This window comes from Bacteroides sp. MSK.18.37 (assembly GCF_019129155.2).
Taxonomy (GTDB): domain Bacteria; phylum Bacteroidota; class Bacteroidia; order Bacteroidales; family Bacteroidaceae; genus Bacteroides; species Bacteroides ovatus.
Genome location: NZ_JAHOIB020000001.1, coordinates 2,051,281 through 2,072,240, shown reverse-complemented (window position 1 = coordinate 2,072,240; position 20,960 = coordinate 2,051,281). Strand labels below are relative to the sequence as shown.

The following is a 20,960-nucleotide window of genomic DNA, read 5'->3' as shown; positions in this document are numbered from 1 at the left end:
ATTATTTATCTTTTTTCTCTGCACCACGTATTTTGTCCTGAACGGTTACCCCTTTCTTGATTTCTATCTTGATTCCATCACTCATACCGGCAGTCACCTGTGTACGCTGGAACTTTTGTTCGGGCACTGAATCTGTCATGATGTACACAAATGTAGAGTCACCACTAAATTCAACAGTGCTTTCGGGCACTGCCAATACCTGATTGGCTTTTTGTAATACGATTTCCGCATTAGCCGAATATCCGGAACGAATCTGAACAGAATCCGGAATGGTAATCGCAGCCTTGATTTCAAACTGGTTGGCTCCATTGGTTTCCACCCCTTTCGGAGAGATATATTCCAGAATGGCATTGAAAGTCAGATTTTGTAAAGCTCCGATGGTCAGCTTGATTGGCATTTGTTCGTGGATACGTCCCACTTCTGTTTCATCAATATTACCGCGGAAAATCATATCGTTCATGTTGGCTACCGTAGCAATCGTGGTTCCATCATTGAACGTATTACTCATAATCACCGAATTACCAGCTTTTACAGGTACGTCCAGGATTAACCCGTCAATGGTAGAGCGAATCATCGTGCTACTGAAAGAGGCACTGTTTTTGGTAATTCCTTCTTTTACGATTTCCAGATTGTCTTTGGCCGTCTGTCTCTCTTCGCGAGCCTGTTTCAAAGCCACTTCACTTTTCTCGTATTCCTCCCGGCTAATTAACTGACCGTCATACAACTTCTTCACACGGGCGAAATCCGTTTCTGCCTGGGTTGCATTAATTTCTGCCAGGCGCACACGGCTTTCTGCAGAATTCAGTTGTCCGAGTTCAGGGATTACTTTTACTTTGGCAATAACTTCCCCTTTTCTTACAGCTTGTCCGGCTTCTTTATATACTTCGTCGATAATACCCGAAATTTGCGGTTTGATTAAAATTTCGTCTCTCGGTTCCACCTTTCCGGTAGCTACTGTAGTTTTTTGGAGGTCAGTCATTTCCGGTCTAACTGTTTCGTAAGTGATTACCTTAGGCTTGGATTTCTGATAAAGGAATACGAATGTTCCGACAAGAATGATAGCAATGACTACCAATAATGTGATTTTCAGATACTTTTTCATGATTTTATTTATAATTTTATTATTTACGATTGATGATTGAAACTAAACTCCTCACATATCCAGATAACTGTTCCACTTCCTTATTCATCCCGAATCGCCTCAATCGGTTTGATAGCCATGGCCCGGTAAGCAGGTGCCAGACCTGCCAACATTCCCAGTGCGATTAGAAGGGCACAAGTACCGATTGCCAGTCCGAAAGTAACTTGAAAACGGGTGTCCCCTCCGTCAGCGTTGGCTCCCATCTCTACAAGTTGCAACACCATGACGGCAAAGGATATTCCACACATTCCTGCAATGGTGGTAAGTACCATACTCTCTGATAGAATTTGTTGCAGAATATCTTTCGGTCGTGCACCGATCGCCCGGCGGATACCGATTTCAGTGGTACGTTCTTTAACGGTCACCATCATAATATTGGATACTCCGATGGCACCTGCCAGCAAAGTTCCCAATCCTACCATCCAAACAAGTATGTTGATACCGGTAAACAGGTTATCGACCATAGAGAACATAGCTTCGGCATTCAGGCACATAACAGCCTGTTTGTCATCCGGGGAGATATAATGTGCGGCTTTAATGACCTGTTCCATTTTGGGTTGTATTTCAGACACTTTGACTCCATGCTTCGCAGTGAAACAGATCACATCAATTCGTCCTCCCAGATTATATGTTTGCTGCATCGTAGTGAAAGGAAGAGTGACGGCCTCCGAAGCCCGTCCCTGTATATTCATGTCCCCTTCGGAAGAAGACATGCCAATCACTTGATAATAAATGCCATCTACTCTTACATATTTGCCACACGGGTCTTCTCCCGGTTTGAAAAGACTTTCATAAATTCGTTTTCCGATGACACATACTTTGCGTGCTTCCTTTATATCCACCTCATTGATGAACCTGCCGTATGCCATTTCCTGTGATTCAATGTGGAGATAATCCGGATACAATCCTTTCACGCTACAATCATATTTCTTATCTTCGTATACGGCTTTGGAACCCCAACGGGCTACGGACGGAGTAATGATCTCCACCTCTTTCACTTGGGAGCGAAGACGGTCAATGTCGGTAGATTCCAGATTCCACCATCTCCCTTTGCGGAAGCCTTTGTAAGCCTCGCCCGTTCTTTGCGAGACAAGGAAACCAGAATTGGTGGCAAATCCTTCAAAGTTCTTTTTCATCATGTCCTCCAATCCTTGCCCGCCGCCGATAAGGGCTACGAGCATAAAGATTCCCCAGAAAACACCGAATGCAGTCAGCAGGCTTCTCGTTTTATTTCTTGTAATGGTAATGAGGATTTCCTCACAGGTATCCATGTCTATTCTCATAGTCTTAATCTGCTCTAAGTGCTTCGATCGGTCGGATGCTAACTGCTTTTCGGGCAGGGAATAATCCGGCTAACGTACCAGCTATTATTAATGTGAGTGTAGCCTGTATGGCGATTCTTATATCTACTGTCGGATTCAGGAAAACGGTTTCCGTCCACATTCCGGTGTCCATGGTCTGATTGCCGAAAGCGCTGTTCATCCATTCGGTCACTCCGATACCGGCTACCATGCCGATATATCCGAATATGGTGGTGATGGTGACGCTCTCTACGATAATCAACCAGAGAATGGAAAGCGGTTTGGCTCCCAAAGCCTTACGAATACCAAACTCGCGGGTACGTTCTTTGACGGTAATCAGCATGATGTTGGAAACTCCAACGATTCCGCTAAGTAACGTAAAGATGCCGATTACCCAGATGGCGATACGCAGCATGCCCGAACCTTTCTGCTGTTGCAGATAGTTGGTAAACCGGTTCCATATCCAGATAGCACTGTGGTCCGTTGGGTCAAACCGATGGTTGGCTCCCAATACTTTGCGGTAATGGGCTTCAAAAGCCTCATTGGCCTCTACTGTTTCCAGATTTTTGGTAGTCATGACCAGGTTATTCAGTTTGTCTCCTTTATTATAAATCGTTTGCAGAGTGGTAAAAGGAATGTAGGCATCGCTGTCTCCGCTATCTCCTTTATCATTATAAAGACCTACTACCTGATAAACCACATTTCCGGCGTTGACAAACTGTCCGATTGGCTCGGTATGAGTCTTGTTAAAAAGGATTTCTGCTGTTTTCTTATGAAGCACAATAACTTTCCGGCGTTTCTTGATATCGATTTCATTGATAAAACGTCCTTCGAAAAGCTTCACGACTTCTACCTCTGTATGATTGGGATATACGCCGGAAAGGTTCAGGCTGACGTATTCTTGTCCGAAACTAAGATTAACGCCTCCCTGCCACACGGTTGCTCCGGCCTTGATGACATGATTCGGGAAATAATGACTGGTAGCATCCATGTCTTTATTGTCCAGTTGCACCCGTCTTCCTTCTTTCAGTCCGTCGTATGATTTACTGGTCCATCCCGGAAAAATCTTGATGGAGTTCATGGCACGTTCGGAAGCCGATTGCTCGAATGCGTGGATCAGTCCGTTGCCTGCACCTAGTAGGACGATAAGCATAAAGATTCCCCATGCCACGGCAAATCCTGTGAGAAAAGTTCTTAGCTTGTTGCGTTTGATGGTACTATATATTTCTTGCCAGATGTCAATCATGATAATGTTTGTATAGTGGTGGATTTTAGATTATTTCATGATACCGTCTTTTCCGAAAGGAGAAGCGTCATGGTCGATATTATCTTCAATACGTTCGATGATTCCATCTTTGATATGTATAATCTTGTCTGTCTGGTTGGCGACTCCACTTTCGTGGGTGACAACGACAATCGTCATTCCCAGTTTATGAAGATCTTTCAGAATCTGCATCACTTCCACAGAAGTTTTGCTATCTAAAGCTCCTGTTGGTTCATCTGCCAGAATGATTTGTGGTTGGGTGATTAAAGCTCGTGCAATGGCTACACGTTGTTTCTGACCGCCACTCATTTCGTTCGGCATGTGATGTGCCCAGTCTTTTAAACCCAGGCGGTCGAGATATTCCAAGGCAAGCGCATTTCGTTTTTTGCGACTTATTCCCTGGTAAAATAAAGGAAGTGCTACATTCTCTACGGCATCTTTAAAGGAAATCAGATTGAATGACTGGAAGATAAATCCGATCATACGGTTCCGGTATTCGGCAGCTTTGGTTTCGCTCAAGTTCTTGATAAGTACGTTGTTCAGGTAATAATCTCCGGTATCGTAGTTGTCGAGGATTCCCAATATGTTGAGTAAAGTTGATTTCCCAGACCCGGATGCTCCCATGATAGAAACAAATTCTCCCTGTTCAATGTTGAGATTGATACCTTTAAGTACATGGAGAGGCGCTCCGTTGTTGTAGGTCTTGTTGATATTCGTTAGTTGTATCACAATTTTCTTTATTTAGTTTCTGTTTTCTGATAATTTTCTACTATTAGACGTGCGAAAGATACGAAAAGTTGCAAACAGGTTGAACTTTTTTCAAAAAACATTTTGTAGACTCAATCTTCTTTACGTAATTTGTGTGCAGTAAACTTAATGATTAACTAACCCTTTTAAATAAAAGTATCATGAATTCAAACATGGAAAAACCCTACGTAGTAGGTATTGACATAGGCGGAACGAATACCGTCTTTGGAATTGTAGACGCACGCGGAACTATTATTGCCAGCAGTTCAATCAAAACATCTGGTTACCCTACAGTAGAAGAATACGCTGATGAAGTGTGTAAAAGTCTGCTTCCATTGATTATTGCTAATGGTGGTGTTGATAAAATCAGAGGTATTGGTATCGGTGCTCCGAATGGCAACTACTACACGGGAACGATTGAATTTGCTCCGAACCTGCCTTGGAAGGGAATTCTTCCGTTGGCTGCCATGTTTGAAGAAAGACTGGGTATCCCCACTGCTTTGACAAACGACGCAAACGCTGCTGCTATCGGTGAAATGACTTACGGTGCTGCCCGTGGTATGAAAGACTTTATCATGATTACACTGGGTACTGGTGTGGGTAGCGGTATCGTTATCAACGGTCAGATGGTGTATGGTCATGACGGTTTTGCAGGTGAATTGGGACACGTTATCGCCCGTCGCGATGGTCGTCTTTGCGGTTGTGGCCGTAAGGGATGTCTGGAAACTTACTGTTCGGCTACCGGTGTAGCTCGCACAGCTCGCGAATTCCTTGCTGCCCGTACGGATGCTAGCTTGCTTCGTAACATTCCTGCAGAAAACATCACTTCAAAAGATGTGTATGATGCAGCTGTACAAGGTGATAAACTGGCACAGGAAATCTTTAACTTTACAGGTAACATCTTGGGTGAAGCACTGGCAGATGCTATTGCATTCTCCAGCCCTGAAGCAATTGTATTGTTTGGTGGTTTGGCTAAGTCCGGTGACTATATCATGAAACCAATTCAGAAATCAATTGATGATAATATCCTGAATATCTATAAAGGCAAGACTAAACTGCTCGTTTCCGAATTGAAGGATTCTGATGCTGCTGTACTGGGCGCCAGTGCATTGGCTTGGGAACTGAAAGATTTGAAAGAATAACATTTCATTATTATAATAAAGGTAATGAAGCCTCGGGAGTTTATGACTTTCGGGGCTTTGTTTTATTTAGTCCTTTCTGACGTGTACGGCTTATTCAGACAAAGGGTTATTCTCACCGGAGTGAGAAAATATTCTCATAGGCATGAGAATGTTTGAGAAAATATACAATAAAAAAGGGAACCTCATAATGAAGTTCCCTTTTTTATTTCGAATCGAAAAGTTCGGCTTATTAGTTAGCTCTTTTTTCTTTGATTCTAGCTTTCTTACCAGTAAGAGCGCGCAGGTAGTACAATTTAGCGCGACGAACTTTACCTACCTTGTTCACTTCGATGCTATCGATAGCCGGTGATTCGATTGGGAAAATTCTTTCTACGCCTATAGTTCCTGACATTTTACGTACAGTAAAACGTTTCTTGTCTCCGTGACCGGCGATTTTGATAACAACACCACGGTACAACTGTACACGTTCTTTGTTACCCTCGATAATACGATATGCTACTGTTACAGTGTCTCCTGCTTTGAAGCTCGGGTGCTGTTTTCCGGTAGCAAATGCTTCTTCTGCAATTTTAATTAAATCCATTGTTGTTATTATTAAATTGTTTCATCGTTACAACGCAACATACCAAGTATCTCTTCTCTTGACAGCGATTGCGCGAAAGCGGTGCAAAGTAACGAATTATTTGCCAGATAGCCAAATGTTTTTGTATATTTGTAGCATATCTAAAAATAGCGAACATGAAACAGACTTATGCAAAGTATCTGATGGTGGCAGCGTTGGCAGGAGGCTTCCTGTTTACTTCCTGCCGGACCGCACGCGAGACTACGGCTCAGTACGAAATAACTAAAGTAGAGGGCAGCATGATAACGATTGATTCTGTTTGGGACACCCATCCCAACGCGAAAGCTGCCGAAATCTTAAAGCCTTATAAGGAAAAGGTGGATGCGATGATGTATGAAGTCATCGGCACCAGTGCGATGAAAATGGACAAAGGAGGTCCCGAAAGTTTACTTTCCAACCTTGTTGCAGGTGTTTTGCAGCAAGCGGCTGTTCAGGTGTTGGGGAAACCTGCTGATATGGGATTGGTAAATATGGGCGGCTTGCGTAATATCTTGCCCGAAGGAGATATCACGGTAGGCGATGTGTTTGAAATTCTTCCTTTTGAGAATTCTCTTTGCGTACTGACTATGAAAGGAACAGACTTGAGACGTCTTTTTGAAGCGATTGCATCTCTGCACGGAGAAGGAGTGAGCGGTATCCGCCTTGAAATCACCAAAAATGGAAAGTTGCTGAACGCCTTTGTCGGTGAAAAACCACTAAAGGATGACCAGCTTTACACGGTGGCCACTATCGACTATCTGGCAGATGGAAATGGACGGATGGATGCTTTCCTGCAGGCAGAAAAGAGAGTATGCCCCGAAGACGCAACCTTACGCGGACTATTTCTTGATTATGTACGCAAACAGACTGCCGAAGGCAAAGCGATTACCTCCAAACTGGATGGACGTATTAGCATAAAATAAAAAGGAGAATCTAAAAATATTGAATATGAAAAGAATTCAGATATTATTCCTGTTATGTCTTGCATTGAGCTTTACTTTCTCAATTTTTGCGCAGGATAAGGATACCAAAGAAGTGATTATTTTACAAACAAGCGATGTGCATAGTCGTATCGAACCTGTCAATCAGAAGGGGGACGAATACTATAATAAAGGTGGTTTTCTTCGCCGGGCTGTTTTTCTCGAACAGTTCCGCAAGGAGCATAAGAATGTGCTGCTTTTCGACTGCGGAGATATTTCTCAGGGAACACCTTATTATAATATGTTCCGCGGAGAAGTGGAAGTTAAACTAATGAATGAAATGGGTTACGATGCTATGACTATCGGTAACCATGAGTTTGATTTCGATGTGGATAATATGGAACGTATTTTCAAGATGGCTAATTTCCCGGTTGTTTGTGCCAACTATAATCTGGATGCTACGGTATTGAAAGATATAGTTAAACCCTACGTCGTTCTTGAGAAATATGGTTTGAGAATTGGTGTGTTTGGCCTTGGAACCCAACCCGAAGGGATGATTCAGGCTAATAAATGCGAAGGAGTCGTTTATGAAGATCCTGTCCGCGTATCCAACGAAATAGCTGCTTTGTTGAAAGACGAAGAAGGTTGTGATTTGGTAGTATGCCTGTCTCATCTGGGCATTCAAATGGATGAACATCTGGTTGCCGGAACACGCAATATCGACGTGATTCTGGGCGGGCACTCTCATACATTTATGAAAGGGCCCAAAATATACTTGAATATGGACGGAAAAGAGGTGCCTGTTATGCACACGGGAAAAAATGGTGTTCGTGTAGGCCGTCTCGATTTGACTTTAAAACATAAATGAAGATAATCCCCTCAATAGCAACGCTTTTATTCCTTATTGCGGCCGGCACGGTTTCAAGTCCGGCGCAGAATGCTACAACCGTTGAACCTCTGCTGGTGTATAAAGCCCTTCAGGACAAAGACTGCCGGCACTGGGTTGATTCGGTTATGGATAAGCTTTCCTTTAAAGAAAAGGTAGGGCAGTTGTTCATCTATACCATTGCCCCGGTAGATACCAAACGAAACCTGGAACTGTTGCGCGAAGTAATCGACACCTATAAAGTGGGCGGACTTCTCTTTTCCGGTGGGAAGATGCAAAATCAGGTTGAACTGACAAACCGGGCGCAACGGCAGGCAAAAGTCCCTTTGATGATTACCTTTGATGGAGAATGGGGGCTGGCCATGCGTTTGCGTGGTATGCCTGTTTTTCCACGGAATATGGTATTGGGATGTATCCGTGACAACAAGCTGCTCTATGAATACGGGCGTGAAGTTGCTCGTCAATGCCGACAGATTGGAGTACAGGTCAACTTTGCTCCGGTGGCGGACGTGAATATAAATCCTGAAAATCCCGTAATCAATACCCGTTCTTTTGGAGAAGATCCGATACAGGTGGCTGATAAGGTTATCGCTTATGCTTCCGGTTTGGAAAGCGGAGGGGTTTTATCTGTGTGCAAACATTTTCCCGGACATGGAGATACCGATGTTGATTCGCATAAGGCGCTTCCGGTACTTCCTTTCACTCGTGAGCGTCTGGACAGTGTGGAACTTTATCCTTTTAAAGAAGCCATCCGTGCCGGATTGGGCGGTATGATGGTAGGACATTTGCAAGTTCCGGTGATAGAACCGATTGGTGGACTTCCGTCTTCCTTGTCCCGCAATGTCGTATATGATTTGCTGACAGATGAGTTGGCGTTCAAAGGACTCATATTTACGGATGCGCTTGCCATGAAAGGAGTGGCGGGAAATGGAAATGTCAGTTTGCAGGCTTTGAAAGCTGGTAATGACATGGTATTGTCTCCCCGAAACTTGAAGGAAGAGATACCGGCCGTACTGGAAGCCATTGAAAAAGGAGAGTTGACCCGCGAAGATATTGAAAGCAAATGTCGTAAGGTCTTGACTTATAAATATGTGTTGGGACTGAAGAAAAAGTCGTATGTACAATTATCCGGTCTGGAACAACGGATTAACAGTCCGCAAACGCGTGATTTGGTTCGCCGGTTGAATTTAGCGGCAATAACAGTTCTGAACAACAAGAATCATATTCTCCCTTTGCATACAGACAAAGAGCAGACGATTGCATTGCTCGAGGTAGGAGATCCCGGAGAAACTGATGCGTTGGCGAAACAACTTTCCCGCTATACGTCTTTGGCTCGTTTTTCCCTTCGTGCCAATCAGACGGAAGAGGAAAATCAGCGGTTGCGTGATTCTTTGTCTACCTATAAACGGATTATTGTAGCCGTCAGTGAACAGCGGCTGGCTCCTTATCAGCCTTTCTTTGCTAAGTTTGTTCCCGAAAGCCCGGCCATTTATCTGTTTTTTACTCCCGGGAAGATGATGTTGCAGATTCAGCGCGCGGTGGCTCATGCTTCGGCGGTGGTGCTGGGACATAGCTATAGTAGTGACGTGCAGCGCCAGGTGGCAGATGTGCTATTTGCCAAGGCATCTGCAGACGGACAGTTGTCGGCAAGTCTGGGAGAACTGTTCCCAACGGGAGCAGGAGTGACTATTACCCCTAAAACGCCGTTGCATTTCGTTCCGGAAGAATACGGGCTTTCCTCTGCTCATCTAAAACGGATTGATTCCATTGCATTGGATGGTATTCGTCAGGGAGCCTATCCTGGTTGCCAGGTGGTGGTACTGAAAAACGGTCATATTATGTTCGACAAGGCTTTCGGTACTTATACGGGTAAAGGAAGTCCTCGTGTCGAATCTACGAATATCTACGATCTGGCTTCCCTTTCAAAAACGACGGGTACCTTGCTTGCCATTATGAAACTCTACGATAAGGGACGTTTTAATCTGACAGATAAAATTTCGGATCATTTGCCGTTCTTGCAACGTACTGATAAGAAAGATATAACGATTCAGGAAATTCTGTATCATCAGTCCGGTTTACCTTCCTGGATTCCTTTTTATCAGGAAGCCATCGATAAGGATAGCTATGACGGAAGATTGTTCAGCGCACGTAAAGATGTCCACCATCCGGTACAGATTGGTACGACTACGTGGGCGAATCCGAAATTCAAATTCAAGAGTGAATATATTTCTCCGGTCAAGACCGGTGATTATACTGTTCAGATCTGTGACAGTTTGTGGTTAAACCGTTCTTTCCGAAAGGTGATAGAAGAGAAAATTGCAGAAGCTCCGTTAAAGCAGAAGCGCTATGTATATAGTGATGTCGGATTTATACTCTTGGGAATGTTGGTGGAACAACTGGCCGGTATGCCTATGGAAGCCTATTTGCAACGTGAGTTTTATGAGCCGATGGGGTTGGAACATACAGGTTACCTGCCTTTACGCCGCTTTGCCAAATCGGAAATTGTTCCTTCTAATAAAGACCGTTTCTTGCGTAAAGAGACTTTGCTGGGATTTGTACATGATGAGGCTTCCGCTTTCTTTGGCGGATTGGCTGGAAATGCCGGACTTTTCTCTACTGCCCGTGATGTAGCCCGCGTTTATCAGATGTTGCTGAATGGTGGAGAAATAGATAGACAACGTTATCTTAGCAAAGAAACTTGCCAGCTGTTTACTACTGAAACCTCGAAGATCAGCCGGCGTGGCTTAGGCTTTGACAAGCCGGATGCAGACGATTCGAAGAAAGGAAATTGTGCGCCTGCCGCACCTGCCGAAGTGTATGGCCATACCGGATTTACCGGTACATGTGCCTGGGTGGACCCGGTCAATGAACTGGTTTATGTATTCCTTAGCAACCGGATTTATCCGGACGTAACGAACCGCAAATTGAACCAGCTGCACATTCGTGAGCGAATACAGGGAGCTATTTATGATGCGATGAAGAAAAAATAAAAAAAGAAAGGTAAAAGGTATCTATATTAAAAGCTACCTTTTACCTTTTTTATTATTAACGTAATATTCTGATAGTTGCAGTTCTTTTTAGAACGATACACCCAGGCGGAAACCGAAGTTGCTCAATCCATCTACACTGTAATGCAGTACATCAGCTTTGTTGGTACCATAGCTGTAGTACAAAGCAAAGTGCAAGCCCGGTCCGTAAACCCATGGGAATACATTGATACCTACTTCAGGAGAAGCATAGAATCCCCAACTGTTTTCTCTTGCTTCCAACATGCTGAAATTAGAGCGGATTTTAGCATATTCAGCACCTAATTTAGCACTGACATAAGGTTGGAAAGATCCACCGCGATTCCATTGGTAACGTGCAGCGGCACCGAAAGGCAATTGGAAAATGGTATGTTGCTGATCGGTAGTCACTTCACCGGCACCCATCTGGAAGGTTTCGCGACCTACATATTCGTGGTTGCTGTGATAGTTGAGGAAAAGTCCCAAGCCAATGTTAGGAGTCACGAAATAACCACCTTCAAAGTTCATACCCCAACCGCTTGCTTTATCTGCAAAGTGATTACTTAGCGGAGCATTGAACTGCCAGTCGATATTCGCATATCCATTGTCTGATAGCTGTGCCTTAGCCGGCATGGCGAAGGCGATGGCAATAGCCGCCAAGGCTACTACCTTGAAGTATATATTTTTTCTTGTTTTCATAACAGTTGTAGTTGATTATTTGTTAGTAAGATAAGGTGACTGTGTAAATGATTGGTTGACAGCTTCTACTGCAAGAGTACGGTTGATAGCTTTGGAACCAGTTTCAAATCCGGTCAGATAACTTGTCCATACAACAGGTAGTTTTTTACTGTCTCCCTGTTCGGCTTTCAAGTTCACCATTTCTGTCAGGAAGGAGTTGGTGCTATAACTATAAGTTACAGCGTACGGGTAGTACCATCCACCACCCCAGTTGCCACCCCAGTAGCCAGGTCCCCAGTATCCGGGATAACCCCACCACCATTCAGGTTGTGTGTAGCTGGTGAAATAATAAGTACTTGCGATGTAGCTCACTTGGATACCAAGATCTGCACTTTCTTGGTCTGCTGCTGCTTCGTAGCCTCTGGCTACCATATTGTCTGTATAAGCAGCCAGAATTTGTTCTGCGCCTTCACCTTCGAGATATTCCGGTTCTTTACTGTCACTAATCACCAGAATCTGGGGTGCCAGATAGAATGTAGGAACTTTGAAATCGGCTTTCTTGTCATAGTTAGTGTATACCAGATAATTGTCATCCAGCTTACCCATGTCCGGGTCTTTTTCACATGAAGCGAGTGCAAAGACCGCCAATAAAATAGGAATTAATTTCTTCATATCTTTTATAATGTTTAGGTTATATAAAAATCGCGCCCAGGTACCTTGGGCTTTTGATAGAAACAACAAGAAAGGTGGAAAAAGGTTCAGATGGAAATTTCTTTTGCCGGAAAATTAACATATATCTTTTGCCCTGTTTAAAGAAAAACGGTGAGCACTCTGCCCCATTATCAGGGAGTTTGCTCACCGTTCATTATTTACAGATAATTGTTTGAAAATCCGTTTATTTAAACAGGGGTTTAAGTAGATCGGGTATCTCTACCTTATCAAGTTCCAGTTCATTTACTCGTTGCTTGCCCGTATGGGTCAGGTGGAAGTACATCTGTCTCCGGTCTTCACTTCCGAGCGACCGGACGATCAGCCCTTTTTCCTCCAGTATTCGCAGCATTTTGGATGTGTGTGAGGGGCTTAGCTCGGTTTGCTTGGACAGATTGGTAGCCGTCACTTTCTCCGATGCCTCTTTGAGGGCACACAATATCATTGCTTCATTTAGCGTTATCTGGTACATTTTTTCAAATGCTGTTTCAAAGTTTCCCATTGCTTTGAATACATCACGCATTGCACATATTGTTTTCATACCTTATTTGAATATTTTATTAGTTCATTTTTTAAATAAATAGATTAACGTTTGCGTTATCCGCCCGTTCCATATACGTTGCTACGCCGCCAATGGTCACCTCATCCAGAAGTTCTTCTTGTTTTACTCCCATCACATCCATTGACATCTGGCAAGCGATAAATTCCACACCGTTTTCCAAAGCTTGCCGGCGCAAAGATTCCAGTGAATCAATCCCTTTCTTGTTCATGATATACCGCATCATTTTTCCGCCCATTCCGCCCATGCTCATCTTAGAAAGTTTCAGTTTCTTGGAGCTGGAAGGCAGCATCATACCAAACATTTTTCCGAAAATATCCTTTTCGGTTTCCGGTTTGTGCAACTTCTTGATAACGTTCAGTCCCCAGAAAGTAAAGAAGATGGTGACTTTTTGTCCTGTAGCCGCTGCGCCGTTTGCCAGTACAAAAGTAGCCAAGGCTTTATCCAAATCATCACTGAACATGATGAAGGTTTTTCCTTTGCCCTCACATGAAGTAACAATATTGCACGATTTTGGTTCTCCTTTTTCTATGACAACAATAGATTTTCCTCCGGAGGTATCTTTCGAAATCAATTGATTACCCGTCGAACTGCACCATGCGGCGGCGTCGCGCGGAAAACCCGGATCGGTAGAGGTGATTTCCACCCGTTCGCCTGAAACCAGTGTATCCATTGTTTTCTTCATTTTCAGAATCGGACCGGGACACTGTAACCCGCAGGCATCCACCCGGACTGTTTTGGCAGAGGTAGCGGAAGCATCAGCTGCAGCAGTGATGGGAGCTGTAGAAACGTTGGGTTGACTGGTTTGGGAAGCGGTTTCCTTTTGTATGGGTGATTCGTCTATTTCGTTTCCATTTTCTTCCCGTATGATGATGGGAGTAGTGGCAGCCCGATAAGTCTTTAATCCTCCCGAGAGATTACGTACCTTGTCAAATCCGTGTTGTGTCAGTATACGGTAAGCAAGATACCCCCGTAACCCGACTGCACAAAATGTATAAATCATTTTATCTTTCGGTAATTCTGCCAACCGGTCGCGAAGTTCATCCAACGGAATATTCACGGCACCCGGTAAGCTACCCAATGAAAATTCATCCGGGGTGCGGACATCCAATAGGAACTTATTTTCCATTTCAATGTCTCGCAATTCTCTCCAATACACAGGATTGTTTTTGCCTGTGATGATATCTTCAGCTACATATCCTGCCAGTGCTACCGGATCTTTGGCCGAAGAGAACGGAGGAGCATACGCTTGTTCAACTTTCATCAGATCGTAGATTGTTCCCTCGTGCTTGATGACAAGTGCGAGTTCGTCAATCCGTTTGTCCACCCCATCGTAACCAACGATTTGTCCGCCATACAATCTTCCTGTCTTTTTATCGAAAGTGATTTTAATGCTCATCGGCATGGCATCCGGATAGTAACCGGCATGGGAAGCGGGATGAATGGTAGACGACATATAGTCTATCTCTTCCTGACGCAGACGCTTGCCGGGTAAGCCGGTTGAAGCAACGGTCATGTCGAAAACCTTTGCGATTGAAGTACCGATAGAGCCTTCGTAAGGAATCTTTGCTCCGAGGACATTGTCCGCAACGATGCGTCCCTGACGGTTGGCGGGTCCGGCGAGATAGTTGAGCCAGGGTTTGCCCGTGATCGGGTGGCGGAACTCGATCGCGTCACCGATGGCATAAATAGACTCGTCAGAGGTTTGCAGGTAATCGTTTACAGCGATACCTCCTGCAGGACCGATAGTCAGTTCGGCAGCCCGTGCCAGATTGGTTTCCGGACGTACGCCGATAGATAGAATAACGATGTCGGCAGAGATTGACTGGCCATTCTTGAAAGTAACTTTCAATCCTCTTCCATCCCGGCTAAAAGAGGCGACAGCTTGCTCCAAATAGAGGTTTACTCCTTTATCCATCAGATGTTGATGAACAAGTGATGCCATCGAAAAATCAATAGGGGCCATCACTTGATTGCCCATTTCCACAATCGATACTTTCGCTCCCTGTGCATGTAAGTTTTCCGCCATTTCAAGGCCGATAAATCCGGCTCCTACGACAACGGCTTTTCGTGGGGCGTGGCTCTTGATATATTCTTTGATCCGATCTGTGTCGGTGACATTTCTTAGTGTGAAAATTCCACTTAGGTCGATTCCGGGAAGAGGGGGGCGTACCGGAGAGGCTCCGGTAGATATGACTAACTTATCATAGCTCTCTTCATAAGTATCTTCACTGCTTTGCCGGATGGTCACTGTCTTTCTTTTCCGGTCAATGAAAATCGCTTCGTTTTCTGTACGTACATCTACGCGAAAGCGTGTAGAAAAGGCTTCGGGCGTTTGCACGAACAATTTATCCCGTTCCTCTATCACTCCCCCTATATAATAGGGTAGGCCACAATTGGCGTATGATATGTACTTTCCTTTTTCTAAAAGGACAATTTCAGCTGTTTCATCTACTCGTCTGATTCGGGCAGCAGTGGTGGCTCCTCCTGCAACTCCCCCAATAATAATTATTTTCATCTGTTTATAGCGTAAATAGTTTCCTGTGGAAAGAACAAACTGTATGGAAGAAATGTTCATGGATTCAGATAAAAAAACTATATTTGCGCACCCTGTTTTTCATTCTTCTATTTAATGTAGATAAATTGTATGAATAAAATTCTTATTATTGACGATGAAGTCCAGATTCGCAGCCTTTTAGCTCGTATGCTGGAACTTGAGGGCTATGAAGTGTGTCAGGCAGGTGATTGCAAAGCTGCCCTCAAACAACTGGAAATTCAATCGCCCGACGTAGCTTTATGCGATGTTTTTCTTCCTGATGGAAACGGAGTAGATCTGGTGTTGAACATCAAGAAAATAGCTCCCAATGTAGAGGTGATTCTTCTTACTGCTCACGGCAATATTCCCGACGGGGTGCAGGCTATTAAAAACGGTGCATTTGATTATATAACGAAAGGAGATGATAATAACAAGATTATTCCTTTAATCAGCCGTGCCGTGGAGAAAGCAAAGATGAATGTCCGTTTGGAAAAACTGGAAAAGAAAGTCGGGCAGATGTACTCGTTCGATTCTATTCTGGGTGAGTCAAAGGTGTTGAAAGAGGCTGTATCTCTGGCGCAGAAAGTGTCTGTGACAGATGTTCCCGTATTACTGACGGGGGAAACAGGAACAGGAAAGGAAGTCTTTGCGCAAGCTATACATTATAGTAGTAAACGGAGCAAACAGAATTTTGTGGCGGTCAACTGTTCGTCTTTCAGTAAAGAACTGCTCGAAAGCGAGATGTTCGGACATAAGGCTGGCTCGTTTACCGGTGCGCTGAAGGATAAGAAAGGACTTTTTGAAGAAGCTAATAACGGAACGATCTTTCTGGATGAAATCGGAGAGATGGCTTTCGAACTGCAGGCAAAGTTACTGCGTATCCTTGAAACGGGAGAATATATAAAGATCGGTGATACCAAGCCGACAAGAGTCAATGTGCGTATCATTGCTGCTACCAACCGCAACCTGCAGGAGGAGATCAAAGCAGGACATTTCCGTGAAGACTTGTTTTATCGTCTTTCGGTTTTTCAGGTGCATCTTCCTTCGCTTCGTGAACGTACCGGTGATATCAGAATTCTTGCAACTGCTTTTGCCAAAAGTTTCTCCGAAAAACTTTCGTATGCCATCAATGAGATGACTCCCGCTTTTCTGGAAGCGCTGGAACAACAGCCGTGGAAAGGGAACATCCGTGAATTGAGAAATGTGATTGAGCGTAGCCTGATTGTGTGTGAAGGGGGGCGACTGGATATTTGTGATCTTCCTTTGGAAATCCAAAACACTCATTATGAATGTTCGGATGATAGTGTAGGCAGTTTTGAGTTGGCCGCAATGGAACGCAGACATATTGCACGTGTGTTGGAATATACAAAGGGGAATAAAACGGAAGCTGCCCGTTTGTTGAAAATCGGACTTACCACCCTGTACCGGAAGATAGAGGAATATAAAATCTAAGCATATATTTTCTTAAGTCCTTTTATGCTGTCTTTGGGATATATAGCATTTCAAAATAGGCAAAAAGGACTTGAGAAACCATACCATAAGGACTACCGGAAGATTTTTACATCTTCTTCCTCTTTATCAATCAAAGTTGTGGCACTGCTTTTGATGGCTTGAATAATAGAAGAAGTGAAGCCTTTGTGCTCCAGTTCGTTCAATCCTTTTATAGTGGTTCCACCCGGAGTGGTTACTTTCTCTATTTCCAGCAATGGATGAGTGTTATGATTCAGAATCAGTTCTGTCGCTCCTTCCATGCTATACGCTGCCATTTGCATGGCATCCTTGCCGGGAATTCCTAGCTCAATCCCTGCCTGCATAACCGCTTGCATATATTTTAAGGCGAAAGCTATTCCGCTGGAGGTTAATGCGGAAGTGGTATCTAGTTGTTTCTCTTGCAGGAACAGGCATTTTCCTCCTTCTTCAAATATCTGTTTTATTAATTGCTGATATTCTTTATCGGTTCCGCGGGAAGCTATCAAAGTGAGGCTGGAACGTTCTGTAATGGCCATATTGGGAACTGCCCGAAAGATAGGCATCTCGGCTTCTGTCAAATGAGCCAGGTGGGAGATACATACTCCGGACACGAGAGATACGAGGATTTGTGTACGTGAGAAACGTAGAGGAGACAATACTTCATCTACTTTCCAGGGATTGATGGCGAGGACGATTACTTCGGCTTCCGATATGGCTTGTTGGTTATCGGTCGTTATGTGTATTGCAGGGAAATGTTCTTGCAGTCTCTCCAGTTTATCAATGTTTGGATTGGAGACAATAATGTCTTTCTCATTGTAAAGATGTCCTTGCGCCAGACAAGTGACGATTGCACTCCCTATGTGTCCGGCTCCTATAATAGCTATTTTCATCTCTTTATTTTTTTTATTTGGCTTTCAGATGTCTCTTTTTATCCGGCTTTGAATCAGGCTGCGCACTGCCTCTCAAAAAATTGTCTGGATAGCGAACTAATCAGTCTGTTTTTATCTGTGGTATGTACAGATAGTGTGAAACAATGATCGCTTCCTCCATAAGAAATGAGAGATACGGGGATATCTTTGATAGTATCCATAATATGACTTTCTACTTGTGTGCGTTCCCAATGAAGGGAGCCGATGATATGTATTACAGACATATTTTCGTCCATAACCATTTCGGCATATTTATGTAGTTCCCTTTGAATGATTCGCAGGGTGTCCCGGCTGGCTGTCAGCATCATCGAGATGGATACATTGGATGAGGCCATTGAGATGACATTGATTTGATATTTGTTGATAACTTCCAATATCTTACCCATAAACAAATATCCGGGCAATACATTCAATGAGGTAAAACGCACAAAAGTAGCCGAATCCTGTGAGAGGATGGCCTTGACACTGTTGCCTGTGTCATGGGAAGATATATAGAGTCGTTCTGTTGACAGATCGTGTGTATCGGTTAGGCGGATAACTATATTGGAGCGTGCCGCAAGGGTGATACAATCTGCGTAGAGCAGGTGTACTCCGCTGTTAATCAGTTGTTCGGCTTCTATGTAAGTTAGTGAATGTTGTTCTCGCAGGCAATTCCGGTTTGCGTAGATATGATTGATAGGGGTGGATAACAGTATTTCGTCCGCTTTGAATAGGGTGGCAAGCACTGTTGCATAGTAATCATTGCGTTGTTCGCTCATGAAGTCTATTTCACCATACACATTTCTGCAAATGGAAAGTGGGGCGATAAAAATATCTACATTCCGGTTCTCGTCAATGTATTGTTGGATAGATTCTTGAATATATGGGATGTCCGGCTTTCTTTCCAGGTTGATCTGTATAAGTTTGCCGGTATCTAATGTTTGGGCACGAAGACCCTGTTGACGTAAGCAATAAGTGAATAAATCGCTGGATAATCCGTATATTTCCGCTTTTATCATTTTATCAATCAGTAAATCTGCTTTGTCTTCTACAAGTATATGTATTTTCTTTATACACTCCAGAATCCGGTTTTTAATTTCCTGATTTAAGTGCGAATCTGTAATGAGATGATTGGCAAGGGTACAGCAATATGCTTCGATGGCATTGACTGTGGTATGAGAAACTTCATCTTCTTCGTGAAACCAACTGATGGAAATAGCCTGTAACCACTCCTGTAATTGTGCCAATATAGGGACTACAGCTACATAAGGATGTTCTTTCTGAATACAATTGATTACTTGCTTCATTTCATCCTCATCTTTAATTTTCTCGAATTTACAAACTTTCATTGTTATCTGGTTATTTATTGGTTACTACTCTTTTCAAAATGATATGCCTTTTTTCAAAAGAGAAAGATATTTAAGAATCATTCCTTAGCTTTAGAATATGGTATATCTGTATAAATCAATCTGTTAATGTTGCAATCAATGTTTTTAATACATTTCTTTACTATAAGTAATCTGCTAATACCATACCACATTGGGATATGAAAATAAGATTTCTTATCTTTGTTGCGTAATTGATTGATAAACCAGCAATATTCATCCATTTATGAAACTCTGCATATAGCTACGCTCAACGAATAGCATCATTTCTAACAGGGCTATTCAGCTATCCGACAGGCAACTACTCGCCTGCCAAAGAGTTTTATATCCATTTTTATAAATTTACGGAACTGTGTGCTGCTATGATGTGGTATACCGTATCGTGTTATTTTTAAGTTGAGCAATGAATTATACATATAAGCAAATATGGCTCATCAACTTTCCTGTGATGATGAGCATTCTGATGGAACAATTAATCAATATTACCGACGCTATTTTCCTGGGGCATGTGGGAGAAGTCGAACTGGGAGCTTCTGCGCTTGCCGGAATCTATTATTTAGCTGTTTATATGCTGGGCTTCGGATTCAGCATCGGGCTGCAGGTGATGATTGCCCGGAGAAATGGGGAACAACATTATAAAGAGACGGGACGTACATTTTTTCAGGGAGTATATTTCCTGTCGGGGATGGCAGTCATTCTTTGCCTATTGCTCCATTTGGCTTCTCCCTTGATCCTGTGCCGGTTGATAACTTCGGATGAAATTTATCAGGCAGTGATTCATTATCTGGATTGGCGTAGCTTCGGTTTGTTATTCTCATTTCCTTTTTTAGCTTTCCGGTCTTTTCTGGTAGGGATAACAACGACCAAAGCATTGTCCGTGGCAGCTATCATGGCTATCTGTATCAATATTCCTTTTAACTATCTGCTGATATTCAAACTGAATCTGGGTATATCCGGGGCGGCGATGGCTTCTTCTTTGGCAGAGTTCGGAGCTTTTATCGTACTCCTATTATATATGTGGGTGAGGGTAGATAAAGTGAAATATGGGCTGAAGGTCGTTTATGATGGGAAAGTGTTAATAAAGTTGTTGAGGATATCTATATGGAGTATGCTTCACTCTTTTGTCAGCGTTGCTCCCTGGTTTCTGTTCTTCGTTGCTATCGAGCATCTGGGAAGGACAGAGCTTGCTATTTCCAATATTACTCGTAGTGTTTCTACCGTCTTTTTTGTGATTGTCAACTCTTTTGCATCCACTACTGGTTCATTAGTCAGCAATCTAATTGGGGCGGGGCAGGGGAAGGAACTTTTTCCCGTTTGCCATAAAGTTCTTAGGTTGGGTTATGCCGTGGGGGGTCCATTGATAGTTATGGCTCTTTGGGGTAACCAATGGGTTATCGGATTTTATACGAATAACGATAATCTGGTGAGACTAGCTTTCTATCCTTTTATAGTTATGCTGTTGAATTATGCTTTTGCACTGCCCGGATATGTTTATATCAATGCTGTTACCGGTACAGGAAAGACGAAGCTCGCCTTTATCTTCCAGTTAATCACCATTCTTGTATATTTAATTTATCTGTATCTGTTAAGTGAATGTTTTCATGCTTCTCTGACTGTGTATATGACGGCAGAATATCTCTTTGTTATTTTATTAGGGATACAATCCGTCATTTACTTAAAGAGGAAATCCAACTAGAATATGTATTTTTGTA

The 20,960-nt window shown here is 43.3% G+C and carries 16 protein-coding genes and 2 pseudogenes; 6 read left to right on the top strand and 12 right to left on the bottom strand.

The annotated features are described in order from the left end of the window. Position 1 precedes the first annotated feature (1 nt). The 4 genes from KSX81_RS08735 to KSX81_RS08720 all read right to left on the bottom strand — a co-directional run bounded on the left by KSX81_RS08735 (position 2) and on the right by KSX81_RS08720 (position 4,435). Positions 2-1,102, bottom strand: coding sequence for an efflux RND transporter periplasmic adaptor subunit (locus KSX81_RS08735; protein ID WP_004296205.1), 1,101 nt, complete (start codon positions 1,100-1,102; stop codon positions 2-4). A gap of 80 nt (positions 1,103-1,182) precedes the next feature. Further along, positions 1,183-2,424, bottom strand: coding sequence for an ABC transporter permease (locus tag KSX81_RS08730; RefSeq protein WP_004296204.1), 1,242 nt, complete (start codon positions 2,422-2,424; stop codon positions 1,183-1,185). A 4-nt stretch (positions 2,425-2,428) separates the two neighbouring features. Further along, positions 2,429-3,688: an ABC transporter permease gene (locus tag KSX81_RS08725; protein WP_004296203.1), complete on the bottom strand. Its 1,260-nt coding sequence runs from the start codon at positions 3,686-3,688 to the stop codon at positions 2,429-2,431. A gap of 30 nt (positions 3,689-3,718) precedes the next feature. Next, on the bottom strand, positions 3,719-4,435 hold the full coding sequence (locus KSX81_RS08720) for an ABC transporter ATP-binding protein (protein WP_004296202.1): 717 nt from the start codon (positions 4,433-4,435) through the stop codon (positions 3,719-3,721). A 179-nt stretch (positions 4,436-4,614) separates the two neighbouring features. Here KSX81_RS08720 and KSX81_RS08715 point away from each other — a divergent pair, with 179 nt between their 5' ends. Continuing rightward, positions 4,615-5,595 (top strand): ROK family protein, encoded by a 981-nt coding sequence (locus KSX81_RS08715; RefSeq protein ID WP_004307000.1) that lies wholly within the window; start codon positions 4,615-4,617, stop codon positions 5,593-5,595. Between the two features lie 229 nt (positions 5,596-5,824). On the opposite strand, the gene rplS is transcribed toward KSX81_RS08715, so the two are convergent. After that, a complete protein-coding gene (gene rplS, locus KSX81_RS08710) occupies positions 5,825-6,175 on the bottom strand; it encodes a 50S ribosomal protein L19 (protein WP_004296199.1) in 351 nt (116 codons plus the stop codon). Positions 6,176-6,330: 155 nt separating this feature from the next. On the opposite strand from rplS, the gene KSX81_RS08705 reads away from it, so the two are divergent. Genes KSX81_RS08705 through KSX81_RS08695 form a run of 3 tightly spaced genes read left to right on the top strand, consistent with a single transcriptional unit; the run spans position 6,331 to position 10,989 of the window. Then, positions 6,331-7,116, top strand: a complete 786-nt coding sequence (locus KSX81_RS08705) for a 5'-nucleotidase C-terminal domain-containing protein (RefSeq protein ID WP_004296197.1) — start codon at positions 6,331-6,333, stop codon at positions 7,114-7,116. A gap of 25 nt (positions 7,117-7,141) precedes the next feature. Then, positions 7,142-7,981: a bifunctional metallophosphatase/5'-nucleotidase gene (locus KSX81_RS08700; RefSeq protein ID WP_004296196.1), complete on the top strand. Its 840-nt coding sequence runs from the start codon at positions 7,142-7,144 to the stop codon at positions 7,979-7,981. Beyond that, entirely contained in the window at positions 7,978-10,989 is a 3,012-nt protein-coding gene (locus tag KSX81_RS08695; RefSeq protein ID WP_217725980.1) for a glycoside hydrolase family 3 N-terminal domain-containing protein, read from the top strand. Before KSX81_RS08700 ends, KSX81_RS08695 begins: the two co-directional genes overlap by 4 nt. An 87-nt stretch (positions 10,990-11,076) precedes the next feature. Here the strand turns inward: KSX81_RS08695 and KSX81_RS08690 are convergent, their stop codons facing one another. From KSX81_RS08690 to KSX81_RS08675, 5 genes and pseudogenes are all read right to left on the bottom strand, one after another. Next, positions 11,077-11,703, bottom strand: coding sequence for a porin family protein (locus KSX81_RS08690; RefSeq protein WP_004296194.1), 627 nt, complete (start codon positions 11,701-11,703; stop codon positions 11,077-11,079). Positions 11,704-11,718: 15 nt separating this feature from the next. Beyond that, positions 11,719-12,354, bottom strand: a complete 636-nt coding sequence (locus KSX81_RS08685; RefSeq protein ID WP_004307006.1) for a DUF4136 domain-containing protein — start codon at positions 12,352-12,354, stop codon at positions 11,719-11,721. A gap of 223 nt (positions 12,355-12,577) precedes the next feature. Then, positions 12,578-12,931, bottom strand: a complete 354-nt coding sequence (locus tag KSX81_RS08680; RefSeq protein ID WP_004296191.1) for a MarR family winged helix-turn-helix transcriptional regulator — start codon at positions 12,929-12,931, stop codon at positions 12,578-12,580. A gap of 31 nt (positions 12,932-12,962) precedes the next feature. Then, positions 12,963-13,691: pseudogene (locus tag KSX81_RS29105) on the bottom strand (DsrE/DsrF/DrsH-like family protein); the annotation flags it as partial. Between the two features lie 117 nt (positions 13,692-13,808). Next, positions 13,809-15,467: pseudogene (locus KSX81_RS08675) on the bottom strand (FAD-dependent oxidoreductase); the annotation flags it as partial. A gap of 129 nt (positions 15,468-15,596) precedes the next feature. Between KSX81_RS08675 and KSX81_RS08670 the strand changes: the two are divergent. Further along, positions 15,597-16,937 carry a sigma-54-dependent transcriptional regulator gene (locus tag KSX81_RS08670; protein WP_004296189.1) on the top strand — a complete coding sequence of 447 codons (1,341 nt, stop codon included), beginning with the start codon at positions 15,597-15,599 and terminating at the stop codon, positions 16,935-16,937. A gap of 92 nt (positions 16,938-17,029) precedes the next feature. Here KSX81_RS08670 and proC read toward each other — a convergent pair whose 3' ends face one another. Further along, positions 17,030-17,845: a pyrroline-5-carboxylate reductase gene (gene proC / locus KSX81_RS08665; RefSeq protein ID WP_004296188.1), complete on the bottom strand. Its 816-nt coding sequence runs from the start codon at positions 17,843-17,845 to the stop codon at positions 17,030-17,032. A gap of 53 nt (positions 17,846-17,898) precedes the next feature. After that, on the bottom strand, positions 17,899-19,212 hold the full coding sequence (locus KSX81_RS08660) for a hypothetical protein (RefSeq protein ID WP_004296187.1): 1,314 nt from the start codon (positions 19,210-19,212) through the stop codon (positions 17,899-17,901). A 439-nt stretch (positions 19,213-19,651) separates the two neighbouring features. On the opposite strand from KSX81_RS08660, the gene KSX81_RS08655 reads away from it, so the two are divergent. Then, a complete protein-coding gene (locus tag KSX81_RS08655; RefSeq protein WP_004296185.1) occupies positions 19,652-20,944 on the top strand; it encodes an MATE family efflux transporter in 1,293 nt (430 codons plus the stop codon). Positions 20,945-20,960 lie beyond the last annotated feature (16 nt).

Excerpts from the sequence above, each read along its gene's own strand:
- KSX81_RS08735 (WP_004296205.1), bottom strand. The coding sequence starts at position 1,102 with ATGAAAAAGTATCTGAAAATCACATTATTGGTAGTCATTGCTATCATT.
- KSX81_RS08730 (WP_004296204.1), bottom strand. The coding sequence starts at position 2,424 with ATGAGAATAGACATGGATACCTGTGAGGAAATCCTCATTACCATTACA.
- KSX81_RS08725 (WP_004296203.1), bottom strand. The coding sequence starts at position 3,688 with ATGATTGACATCTGGCAAGAAATATATAGTACCATCAAACGCAACAAG.
- KSX81_RS08715 (WP_004307000.1), top strand. The coding sequence starts at position 4,615 with ATGAATTCAAACATGGAAAAACCCTACGTAGTAGGTATTGACATAGGC.
- rplS (WP_004296199.1), bottom strand. The coding sequence starts at position 6,175 with ATGGATTTAATTAAAATTGCAGAAGAAGCATTTGCTACCGGAAAACAG.
- KSX81_RS08705 (WP_004296197.1), top strand. The coding sequence starts at position 6,331 with ATGAAACAGACTTATGCAAAGTATCTGATGGTGGCAGCGTTGGCAGGA.
- KSX81_RS08700 (WP_004296196.1), top strand. The coding sequence starts at position 7,142 with ATGAAAAGAATTCAGATATTATTCCTGTTATGTCTTGCATTGAGCTTT.
- KSX81_RS08695 (WP_217725980.1), top strand. The coding sequence starts at position 7,978 with ATGAAGATAATCCCCTCAATAGCAACGCTTTTATTCCTTATTGCGGCC.
- KSX81_RS08690 (WP_004296194.1), bottom strand. The coding sequence starts at position 11,703 with ATGAAAACAAGAAAAAATATATACTTCAAGGTAGTAGCCTTGGCGGCT.
- KSX81_RS08685 (WP_004307006.1), bottom strand. The coding sequence starts at position 12,354 with ATGAAGAAATTAATTCCTATTTTATTGGCGGTCTTTGCACTCGCTTCA.
- KSX81_RS08680 (WP_004296191.1), bottom strand. The coding sequence starts at position 12,931 with ATGAAAACAATATGTGCAATGCGTGATGTATTCAAAGCAATGGGAAAC.
- KSX81_RS08670 (WP_004296189.1), top strand. The coding sequence starts at position 15,597 with ATGAATAAAATTCTTATTATTGACGATGAAGTCCAGATTCGCAGCCTT.
- proC (WP_004296188.1), bottom strand. The coding sequence starts at position 17,845 with ATGAAAATAGCTATTATAGGAGCCGGACACATAGGGAGTGCAATCGTC.
- KSX81_RS08660 (WP_004296187.1), bottom strand. The coding sequence starts at position 19,212 with ATGAAAGTTTGTAAATTCGAGAAAATTAAAGATGAGGATGAAATGAAG.
- KSX81_RS08655 (WP_004296185.1), top strand. The coding sequence starts at position 19,652 with ATGAATTATACATATAAGCAAATATGGCTCATCAACTTTCCTGTGATG.